Source organism: Haloarcula sp. CBA1122, from assembly GCF_009741785.1.
Taxonomy (GTDB): Archaea; Halobacteriota; Halobacteria; order Halobacteriales; family Haloarculaceae; genus Haloarcula; species Haloarcula hispanica.
In genome coordinates, this window is the sequence record NZ_WPCB01000079.1 from 1 (window position 1) to 9781 (window position 9781).

The 9781-nt window shown below is 65.1% G+C and carries 9 protein-coding genes and 2 pseudogenes; 7 read left to right on the plus strand and 4 right to left on the minus strand.

Annotated elements, in window-relative coordinates; genetic code table 11:
- A partial coding sequence (locus tag GJ630_RS18510; protein ID WP_191450653.1) for a M48 family metalloprotease occupies window positions 1–317 on the plus strand: 317 nt, incomplete at its 5' end.
- On the opposite strand, the gene GJ630_RS18515 is transcribed toward GJ630_RS18510, so the two are convergent.
- Window positions 309–1049: an NAD(P)/FAD-dependent oxidoreductase gene (locus tag GJ630_RS18515; RefSeq protein WP_191450654.1), complete on the minus strand. Its 741-nt coding sequence runs from the start codon at window positions 1047–1049 to the stop codon at window positions 309–311. The two genes, GJ630_RS18510 and GJ630_RS18515, sit on opposite strands and share 9 nt — an antisense overlap.
- A gap of 155 nt (window positions 1050–1204) precedes the next feature.
- Between GJ630_RS18515 and GJ630_RS18520 the strand changes: the two genes are divergently transcribed.
- From GJ630_RS18520 to GJ630_RS18545, 6 genes and pseudogenes are all read left to right on the plus strand, one after another.
- The gene (locus tag GJ630_RS18520; RefSeq protein ID WP_014039701.1) at window positions 1205–2419 is read left to right on the plus strand and encodes a proteasome-activating nucleotidase; all 1215 of its coding nucleotides are present in this window, start codon (window positions 1205–1207) and stop codon (window positions 2417–2419) included.
- 128 nt (window positions 2420–2547) lie between these two features.
- Window positions 2548–3128, plus strand: a pseudogene (locus GJ630_RS18525) (DUF420 domain-containing protein).
- Between the two features lie 65 nt (window positions 3129–3193).
- Window positions 3194–4416 (plus strand): annotated as a pseudogene (locus GJ630_RS18530) (HD domain-containing protein).
- 21 nt (window positions 4417–4437) lie between these two features.
- Window positions 4438–5463, plus strand: a complete 1026-nt coding sequence (locus GJ630_RS18535) for an amidohydrolase family protein (RefSeq protein ID WP_129756091.1) — start codon at window positions 4438–4440, stop codon at window positions 5461–5463.
- A gap of 33 nt (window positions 5464–5496) precedes the next feature.
- Window positions 5497–5955: an SHOCT domain-containing protein gene (locus GJ630_RS18540; protein ID WP_014039705.1), complete on the plus strand. Its 459-nt coding sequence runs from the start codon at window positions 5497–5499 to the stop codon at window positions 5953–5955.
- Between the two features lie 72 nt (window positions 5956–6027).
- A complete protein-coding gene (locus GJ630_RS18545; protein ID WP_050037648.1) occupies window positions 6028–6507 on the plus strand; it encodes a universal stress protein in 480 nt (159 codons plus the stop codon).
- Between the two features lie 20 nt (window positions 6508–6527).
- Here GJ630_RS18545 and GJ630_RS18550 read toward each other — a convergent pair whose 3' ends face one another.
- From GJ630_RS18550 to GJ630_RS18560, 3 genes are all read right to left on the minus strand, one after another.
- Window positions 6528–7475 (minus strand): biotin--[acetyl-CoA-carboxylase] ligase, encoded by a 948-nt coding sequence (locus GJ630_RS18550; RefSeq protein ID WP_050037649.1) that lies wholly within the window; start codon window positions 7473–7475, stop codon window positions 6528–6530.
- Window positions 7476–7538: 63 nt separating this feature from the next.
- Entirely contained in the window at window positions 7539–9383 is a 1845-nt protein-coding gene (locus GJ630_RS18555) for an acetyl-CoA carboxylase biotin carboxylase subunit (RefSeq protein WP_151102980.1), read from the minus strand.
- Between the two features lie 139 nt (window positions 9384–9522).
- Entirely contained in the window at window positions 9523–9780 is a 258-nt protein-coding gene (locus GJ630_RS18560; protein ID WP_371727926.1) for an acc operon protein, read from the minus strand.
- Window position 9781: the final 1 nt, after the last annotated feature.

The following is a 9781-nucleotide window of genomic DNA, read 5'->3' on the forward strand; positions in this document are numbered from 1 at the left end:
CCCCCGTCGTCGTCCTCGGCCGGTCGCTGTCACGCGCTCGGGAGTTCGCCGCCGACCGGAGCGCGGCCCAGTTGACCGGCGACCCCGCCGCGCTCGTCGAGGCGTTAGAGACACTCGAAGGAAATGACGAACGGCCGGGGACCGATAAGCGCACCGCGTACGCGGGCGTCCGCGGACTGTGCTTTCTCCCACACGGGTTCGACACGGCGGCGTCGAGCGATTCGCTGTCCATCGACACACGGTCCCATCCACCGACAGCCGAGCGGATCGAACGGTTGCAGTCAATCGCACGCTCGCTCGAAACAGGGTCAGTCTGAATCTTGATCGACGCTCGGGTGCATCGTCGGCTCGCCCGGCATCGGCTCCTCGAAGTACCGCCGCATGACCTCCAGTGACTCCTGTTCGCGTTCTTTGCGCTCTTCCTCGTCGATTTCCTCGCAGCCCGGCGGAACCGGGCGGTCGCGGCCGGTGAAATACCCCTCCGGCGCGGTCCAGTCGTGATAGAAGTCGATGTCTGAGTCCTCTAGCAGTGTCAGCCCGACCTGTGCGCCGTGGCCCGCGGCGACGATGGTCTGGTGGTGCTGCTCGGCCAGCCGGCCGGCCGCGTACAGCCCCTCGATATCGGTCCGGCCCTGCTCGTCGGTCGAGATGAACTGCTTCGACCCGCGGTCGATGAGCGAGAGTTCCAGCCCCTCCAGATACGACGGGTCCGACCAGGACGCGGCGATGAGGTGCGTCGCGTCGTATGACTCGCCGTCGGTACAGGTTACCTCGAAGCCCTCCGCAGTTTCCGTCACCTGCTCGGCTTCGCCGTCGATGAACCAGATGCCGGCGCGCCGCGCCTGTGCCCGCATGAGTTCGAGCAAGAGCCGGGGGTTGATCCCCGCCGGGAACCCCGGGTAGTTCTCCAGGTGAGCATTGCGGTTCAGTATCGACTCACCGGTCGAGATAATCCGGGTCGACAGGTCGGCGCGAGCGGTGTATATCGCCGCCGAAAGTCCGGCGACGCCCCCGCCCACGATGATGACTTCTTCGCGGTCGGTTGGCATAGACAGATGTTTTCGATGGGGGCCAAGAAACGTGCCGGTTTGAGACCTACGGACAGGAAGCGGCCAGTAGCGGCCCCCTCCGGACGAACGCCGGGCGATACAGTTTCTGGGACTACCCGAAGCCTCATAACGGTACACCTACTAAAGGCGTCGTAATGACCGACACCGTCGACGAGGTCGATATGCCGTACGACGATGACGCGTCTCAGCAACAGAAGATCGAGGCGCTGCAGGAGCGGCTAGAGGTGCTCGAATCGCAGAACGAGGAGATGCGCGACAAGCTGCTGGACGCGAACGCGGAAAACAACAAGTACCAGCAGAAGCTCGAACGGCTTACGCACGAGAACAAGAAGCTCAAGCAGTCACCGCTGTTTGTCGCGACCGTTCAGGAACTCTCCAGTGACGGCGTGATTATCAAACAGCACGGCAACAACCAGGAGGCCCTGACAGAGGTCACTGACGAGATGCGCGAGGACCTCGAACCCGACGACCGCGTCGCCGTCAACAACTCGCTCTCTATCGTCAAACAGCTCGACGACGAGACCGACGTTCGCGCCCGCGTGATGCAGGTCGACCAGTCGCCGGACGTCACCTTCGCCGACATCGGCGGCATCGAAGAGCAGATGGAGGAGGTCCGCGAGACCGTCGAGATGCCGCTGAAGAGCCCCGAGATGTTCGAAGACGTCGGCATCGACCCGCCGAGCGGCGTCCTGCTGCACGGTCCGCCCGGCACCGGCAAGACGATGCTGGCGAAGGCCGTCGCCAACGAGACCGACGCGACGTTCATCAAGATGGCCGGCTCCGAGCTGGTCCACAAGTTCATCGGCGAGGGCGCAAAGCTCGTCCGCGACCTGTTCGAGCTGGCCCGTCAGGAGGAGCCCGCCGTCGTCTTCATCGACGAGATCGACGCCATCGCGGCCAAGCGGACGGAGTCGAAGACCTCCGGCGACGCCGAGGTCCAGCGGACGATGATGCAACTGCTCTCGGAGATGGACGGCTTCGACGACCGCGGCGACATCCGTATCATCGCCGCGACGAACCGCTTCGACATGCTCGACCGCGCCATCCTCCGCCCCGGCCGCTTCGACCGCCTCATCGAAGTGCCCAACCCCGATGTCGAGGGCCGCAAGCAGATCTTCCAGATCCACACCCGCAGCATGAACGTCTCCGACGACGTGGAGTTCGAGGCGCTGGCCGAGGAGATAACGGACGCCTCCGGTGCTGACGTGAAGGCCATCTGTACCGAGGCCGGGATGTTCGCCATCCGCGACGACCGCACCGAGGTCACGATGGCTGACTTCCACAACGCCTGGGAGAAGATCCAGCAGGAGGAGACCGACGACGAGGACGTCTCCCGGACCTTCGCCTGATTCGGCCACACTTCTATCGGATTTCCCGCCGTTTTTCCGAGTCAGCAGCCACCGCTCCGGCTCGCAATCGCGCCGCTGTTCCCGCCCGTTTCAGAACACAGTTACCACTCCGGTCCTGAACTGTTACTATGGCCGTCGCAGACACACTCCAGTCGCGTGCCCGCGCTCGTCCGCGGCTCGTCACCGCTGTCGTCTCGGTCGTTGGCTACGCGCTCGTGTTCGGCGCGTTCGGTGGCGTATTACCCCTCCCCGAGTTCTCGAACGACACCGTCATCCTGCTGGGTGACGCAATCGCCGTCGTCAACAGTATCGCCTTGCTCGCAATCGTCGCCGGCGTCTACTTCATCAAGAACGACCAAGTACAGAAACACCGCGCAGCATGCTAACCGCCTTCACCCTCATCATGGTGTTTCTGGCGCTGTATATTCTCAAAGTCGGCGGCGGCTTCGAGAAGGAGATCGTCGCCGAGGGGATCGTCTGGACGGCGTACATCGTGATGCTCGCCATCCATATCCTGCTGTCCGCGGTGTCCGTGCCCGTCGTCGTTCACGCGGTCGTGCTCGGGCTGACACACTCTCCCGCTGAACTCAGGGAGACGATTCACGCTCGCGTGGGCCGCATCGCCGTCTCGGCCTGGGGGCTGAGCCTCTTTCTCGGACTCGTGACCTACGTCATGCTGAACCACATCTACGGCTGGGTCCCCCGATAAGCGACCGCTCTCTCAGCGCGGGCGGTGGCGAACGATTTTGCCGGCCGCCGCCGTAGGCCCGGGCAATGACCACAATCAAGGACAGCGTCCACGACCACATCGAGATTCAGGGCGTCGCGGCGGCGTTGCTCGATACACCGCCGGTCCAGCGGCTTCGGCACATCTCCCAGCTCGGCACGGTGACGCTAGTCTACCCTTCGGCGAACCACACTCGATTCGAGCACTCGCTGGGTGTTTATCACCTCGCGGACCGGGCACTATCTCACCTCGGCATTGAGGGCCAGCAGGCCGAACGGGTCCGTGCCGCGGCACTGCTCCACGACGTGGGACATTCGCCGTACAGCCACAACGTCGAGGCGCTCATCCACCGTCGGACAGGCAAGTACCACGACGACGTGGACGAACTGCTCGGTGACGGTCCTGTCGCGCGGGTGCTCACCGAACACGGCCTCAATCCGGACCGCGTGGCCGGCCTCGTTGCTGGCGAAGGCGAACTGGGCCAGCTCGTCTCCGGCGAACTGGACGTCGACCGGATGGACTATCTGGTCCGTGACGCCCACCACACGGGCGTCCCCTACGGGACCATCGACCACGAGCGGCTGGTCCGGGAGCTGTGTTTCGTTGACGGCGAACTCGTCTTGGACGAGGGGAACGTCCAGACGGCCGAGTCGCTTCTGCTCGCGCGGGCGCTGATGAACCCCACCGTCTACCAGCACCACGTCGCCCGCATTGCCAAGTCGATGCTGCGCCGGGGGACTGAGGAACTGCTCGCCGCGACTGACACGACGGCCGAGGCGCTTCGCCGATGGGACGACAACGACCTGCTCGTGGCGCTCCGACAGTGTGACGCGACGGAAGCGTACGCCCGGCGGCTGAGTCAGCGGGACCTGTACAAGCGCGCCGTCTGGGCGGAGTGGGGTGCCGTGCCCGACGAGATTCTGGCGGCCGACCACGACGCGGTCGGCGCGATGGAGCGGCTATCGCCGACGAAGCGAACGTCGACAGCGACGCTGTCGTGCTCGATATCCCGCCCGAACCGTCGATGACCGAGTCGAGCAGCCGTGTCCTCGTCAACGGCGACGTCCGCCGGCTCGGCGAGCAGTCGACCCTGGTCAACGCCATCCGCGCCGCCCAGCGCGACCAGTGGCGACTCGGCGTCTACGCGCCGGCGGACGAGAGCGAGCGGGTCGGTTCGGCGGCGATCCGCGAACTCGGACTCGATCTCGACGGGGCCAGAGTCCGGGACGTGCGGACGGGTATCCATGCCACCCTCGATGAGTTTAACTGAGAGAACGGGCGAACGGAGAGTATGATTCTCGAAGGGACGATTCTGACGGGACGGTCGTTCGAGGCTGTCGAGGGCCGCGTCGTGGTCGAAGACGGGGAGATAGCCGCCGTCGAGGAGACCGCGGTCGACAGCGACGACATCGTGGTCCCGGCGTTCGTCAACGCCCACACCCACATCGGCGATTCAATCGCCAAGGAGGCCGGAGAGGGGCTCTCGCTGGAAGAACTGGTCGCGCCGCCGGACGGCCTGAAACACCGATTACTCCGCGATGCGAGCCGGGACGAACTGGTGGCCGCGATGGCGCGGACGCTGTCGTTCATGGAGCAGTCCGGGACTGGCGCGTTCATCGAGTTCCGGGAGGGCGGCGTTGAGGGCGTCCGCGCGATACAGGACGCGCTGGCGGGTTCAGACCTCGACAGCGTCATTCTCGGACGCGAGACGACCGATGCAATGGAATTGGCCGACGGCTTTGGCGCGAGCGGGGCCAACGACAGCGAGTTCGGGGCGGAACGGCGCGCGACACGACAGGCCGGGAAGCTGTTCGGCATCCACGCGGGCGAGGTCGACAGCTCCGACATCAACCCCGCGCTCGACCTTGACCCCGACTTCCTCGTCCACATGGTTCACGCCGAGTCGCTGCATCTCGAACGGGTCGCCGACAGCGAAATCCCCGTCGTCGTCTGTCCCCGGTCGAACATCGTCACCGACGTGGGCCGTCCGCCGGTCGAGGAACTGGCCGACCGGACGACAGTCGCGCTCGGGACGGACAACGTCATGCTCAACAGCCCGTCGATGTTCCGCGAGATGGAGTTTACCGCGAAGCTGTACGACATTTCCGCCCGTGAGGTACTGCGGATGGCCACAGTCAACGGGGCTGAAATCGCTGGGCTTGGCGGCGGTCTGGTCAAGCCCGGGCAGCCGGCACGCCTGCTCGTTCTCGACGGGGATTCGGACAACCTCTCCGGGGCGCGAAACCCGGTTCGGGCTGTCGTTCGCCGGGCGGAGACGGCCGACGTTCGGCGGGTCGTCCACCCCGGGACGGAATAATTCTTATCACTGCGGGAATAGTATCCTTGGGCGATGCCCTCCACCACCGACCGCGCCCTGAGCACACCACTGAAGATACTCCTGTATGGCCTGCTCGGAGTCGTGTCGCTGATTGTCGTTCTTGCCGCTGTGAGACTCGTGTTCGGACTGTTCTGGGGCCTTGTCGGCCTCGCATTCGGTATCGTCTCCCTGGCGGCTACTATCGGGGTGCTGGCGGCTATCGGCTACGCCGTGTACTGGTTTGCGTCGAGACTCATCGGTCAGGACGAGGCGACGGCGTCGACCACTGACGTGTCACAGACGCAGGCCACGCACACAGCAGGTGCGCCCAGTGCCGACGAGACAGACCCTGTCGAACGGCTGTCCGAGCGTTACGCCAACGGGGAGATAACCGAAGCCGAACTGGAACGACGGCTCGAACAGGCCCTCGACGAACCGGCGCTGGATGGCTCCGGGGCAACAGAGTACGAACGGGACCGAGAGCTGAACTGAGCTCTATCCTGCTCGATTGTTGTATGTTGCCTGTTACCAAACTATATCCCTTCAGCCAGACAATAGTACAGCATGTACGACAGGATACTGGTGCCGACAGACGGCTCGCCGGGGTCGGAAGCGGTACTCACACACGCTGAAACACTTGCGACGACCCACGACAGCGAGATTCACGCGCTGTACGTCGTCGACACCGGCCGGTTCTCGACGCTCCCGCACGAACCGACGTGGGAGAGCGTCACCGATTCGCTCCACCGCGAGGGCGAGATGGCCCTGGACATGGTGGAGCGTCTCGTTGCCGACGATGTGACTGTCACGCGAGCCACGGCCGAGGGAAGCCCGAGCCGGGAAATCATCGACTACGCGAGCCAGCACGACTGTGACCTCATCGTGATGGGGACCCATGGACGCGGCGGCATCGACCGCCTGTTGCTGGGAAGCGTCGCCGAACGGGTCGTCCGGTCGGCCCACGTCCCGGTCGTCACTGTTCCGGTCGAGACGACGCCACAGGATATCTCGGAGGACGAACAGCCTACCGGCGTCCCACAGTGACGTGTCTCCTGTCGTCGCCCTCACTCCGTAACCGGACGGAGATGTTCGCAATCTCCCGCTGAAACGATTTTTGTCCCGGACTCTGTCTCGATGACGAGCGCGCCCGGGAACTGGATATCTACGGCTTCGCCCTCGATGGGGCCGCCCGGCGTCTCGACCCGGACCTGTTGTCCCAGCGTCGTCGCGTACTCCCGCCACGCCTCGACGACCTGCTCCGTGTCCTGGCGCAGCGAGTCGAACTCCTCCAGCAGTCGCTGGGTGAACAGCCGTCGGTCGACCGGCTCGTCGCGCTCGGCCGAGAGACTCGTCGGGTTCGCTTCGTCGGGCAAGTCCGCGGGGTCGACGTTCGCGTTGACGCCGATGCCCACGACGACCCACGAGACGCGGTCGGCCTCGCCTTCCATCTCGGTGAGGATGCCGACTAGCTTGCGTTCTTCCTCGCCGCGCCGGACGAGCACGTCGTTGGGCCACTTGATGCTGGCGTCGATGCCGGCCTCGCGGGCCGCCCGCGTCACCGCGACGGCCGCCGCGAGCGTGAACACCGGCGCGTGGGCCATCGGCACGTCGGGCCGGAACAGCACCGAGAGCCAGGCCCCGCCGCTCGGTGAGTGCCAATCGCGGTCGAGTCGCCCCCGGCCGCCGGTCTGTTCGTCGGCCAGCACTACGACGTCCGACGCCCCCTCCGCCGCGAGGTCGCGGGCACGAGCGTTCGTGCTGGGGATGCTGTCGTGGTACTCGACGGAGAACGGCGCGTCGAGGCCGTATTCGACCGCGCTCGCCCCGAACTCCGGTACCGAATCGAGGACGTAGCCCGCATCGTCGCTGCGGATCTCGAACCCCTCGTCACGCAGGGCTTCGACGTGCTTCCAGACCGCAGAGCGGGAGATGTCCAGTTCGTCGGCGAGGGTCGGCCCCGAGACAGGGCCGTCTGCCAGTGCATCGAGTACCCGGTGGCGTGTCTCGTTCATGGAGGGGGCTTCGACCGGCCGGAATAAAAGGCGTCTGCAGCGCGCGGCGGGCAGGCCGCTCGCTCACCCGATCACAAAGAGCAAGTCGCCCATGTCGACGGATTCGCCCTCGCTGACGGCTACGTCGTTGACAGTGCCGCCGCGTTCGGCGACAATGTCGTTTTCCATCTTCATCGCTTCCAGCACACAGAGGACGTCGCCGGCCTCGACCTCGTCGCCTTCCTCGACGTTGACCTCCAGAATCGTCCCCTGCATCTCCGCGGCGACTTCCTGCCCTTCGGCGGCGGTGGCACTGCCGCCTCCGCTGTCTGAACTACTGCCGCCCCGTGGCCGCTGTGGCTGGCTCCCGCCGTCGGCGTCCACGTCGCCGACGTTGATCGGGGGTGCGCCGCGCTCTTCGAGGTCGACTTGGAACCGCTTGCCGTTGACTTCGACGGTGAACTCGCGTTCGACGACTTCCTCGTCCTCGTCTCCGTCGGATTCGGTGACTGTGCCCCATTTCTCCTGTGCATCCTCGACGCGCGTGCGGTCGAGGTGTTCGTCGAGGTACTTCGTGGTGTGTGTCCCGGTGACGAACTTCTCGTCGGTGAGCATCAGGCGGTGGAACGGAATGACAGTCGGGATGCCTTCGATGTCGAAGTCCTTGAGCGCCCGTTTCCCGCGCTCGATACACTCCTCACGGTCCCCGCCGTAGGTGATGAGCTTCGCGATCATCGAGTCATAGTCCGTGACGAGGTCGTCGCCCTGCCGGAGCGCGTCGTCGAGGCGGACGCCGATACCGCCCGGCGGGTCGTAGGTGTCGAGGCTGCCGCCGGTTGCGGGCGCGAAGTCGTCAGCGGCGTTCTCGGCGTTGATGCGGAACTCCATCGCGTGACCTTCGATCTCCACGTCGTCCTGCTCGAAGGTGATCTCCTTGTCCATCGCCACCCGAAGTTGCCACTTGACGATGTCGATGTCGGTGATCTCCTCGGTGACGCAGTGCTCGACCTGAATGCGGGTGTTAACCTCGAGGAAATAGAAGTTCGCCTCCTCGCCGAGCAGTTCCCCTTGCTCGCGGTCGGTGTCCTCTTCGACGAGGAACTCGACAGTCCCGGCGTTGTAGTAGTCCGATTCGCGGACGCCGCGGCGGGCAGCGTCGCCGATCTTCTCGCGGAGCGCATCGTTCAGGGCCGGCGATGGCCCCTCCTCAATGACCTTCTGGTGGCGGCGCTGGAGCGAGCAGTCACGCTCGCCCAGATGCCGGACGTTGCCGTGGTGGTCGGCGATGATCTGGACCTCGATGTGGCGGGGGTTCTCAAGATACCGTTCGAGATACACCGAATCGTTCGAGAAGTACGCCTCTCCTTCCCGCTTTGCGCTTTCGAGTTGTTCCTCGGCTTCCTCAGGGTCGTGGACGATTTTCATCCCGCGGCCGCCACCGCCACCCTCGGCCTTGATGGCCACCGGGAAGCCGTTTTCCTCGCCGAACTCGACGACTTCCTCGGGGTCATCGACCGGGTCGGTCGTCCCGGGGACGATGGGCACGTCGGCCGACTGCATGATCTTGCGGGCCTTTGTCTTCTCGCCCAGTGCCTCCATCGACTCGCTCTCGGGGCCGACCCAGGTGACGCCGTCCGTCTCCTGGACGCGCTCCGCGAAGTCGGCGTTCTCCGCGAGGAAGCCGTACCCAGGATGGATGGCGTCCGCGTCGGCCTGCTTGGCAGCGTCGATAATCGCTTCCTGGTCGAGATAGGAGTCCGCAGCACGGGCCGGGCCGACGTTGTACGCCTCGTCAGCGTATCGGACGTGCCCGGCGTGCTTGTCGGCGTCAGAGTAGACGGCCACTGTGCCGATGCCCAACTCCTCGCATGCGCGCATCACGCGCACCGCTATCTCCCCGCGATTAGCGACGAGCACCTTATCGAACATACGCCCTCATACTGAGAGTCGGCCCATAAAACTATGCGCAGATAGCGGCCAAACTTACATATATAATCATGTTAGTATGGAACATGACCACAAACCGACTCAGGGCGTCGCCGAGCAACTGACAAAAAACTGTCCGCGATTAGAACCGTTCGGCGCGGCCGGCAGCGCTCCAGGGGTCGGTCGGCGCGTCCGAGCGAACCCGAACGGACCGCTTCTGCGTGGCTTCAACGCGCCCGGAGAACGACCACTGTCTGCCGTCCCAGGAGTCCCCGTCGTCTGCCGCCGCAGCCGCCGCGGCCGCTGCCGCCGCGCGCTGACGGTCGGTGAGGTGTGCACCGATGGCGACGGCGATGGCGGCCGCCTCGTCCGTCGACGCGTCGTCGAGCTGGGCAGCGATC